A 437-nucleotide genomic window follows, 5' to 3' on the forward strand; every position below is an offset into this window, starting at 1 on the left:
TCTGCGCTACTACATCTCCCGCAGGCTGGTGACAGATCGAAGCCGCAAGCATCCCGATGCCTGGCGTCTCCCTGCGGAACAGGTCGAAGGCCTGATAGCCGATCTGATCAGAGCGCACCTGAAGCAGGAAGAGATTGCGATCCGCCTGATCCGGGATCTCAACGCCTCACAAGTTGAGGCCGCATCAGCCAAATTGCATGCCATCCAGCAGACAAAGGACTGTCTGACATTGATCGAGCGCGCCGACCTCAGCCTGGGCATGCTGACCATTCATCTGCATCGTGGTGAGCTTGCGGAATTAGCCGAGTGTGATCCGGAGAAGATCAATCCCGAGGAGCTCATCCTCAAGAGCCCCTTCCAGATGCGCAGGCGGGGCGTGGAGCTGAAGCTGCATCTCGGAGACGCACCTGCTGAGATCGACCGAACGCTCGTGCAGA

At 58.8% G+C, this 437-nt stretch carries 1 pseudogene; it reads left to right on the plus strand.

What is annotated here, in order from left to right:
• Positions 1–437, plus strand: a pseudogene (locus AB2B41_RS23375) (hypothetical protein); the annotation flags it as partial.

Source organism: Sulfitobacter sediminis (assembly GCF_040811725.1).
In the GTDB taxonomy this organism is placed as follows: Bacteria; Pseudomonadota; Alphaproteobacteria; order Rhodobacterales; family Rhodobacteraceae; genus Sulfitobacter; species Sulfitobacter sediminis.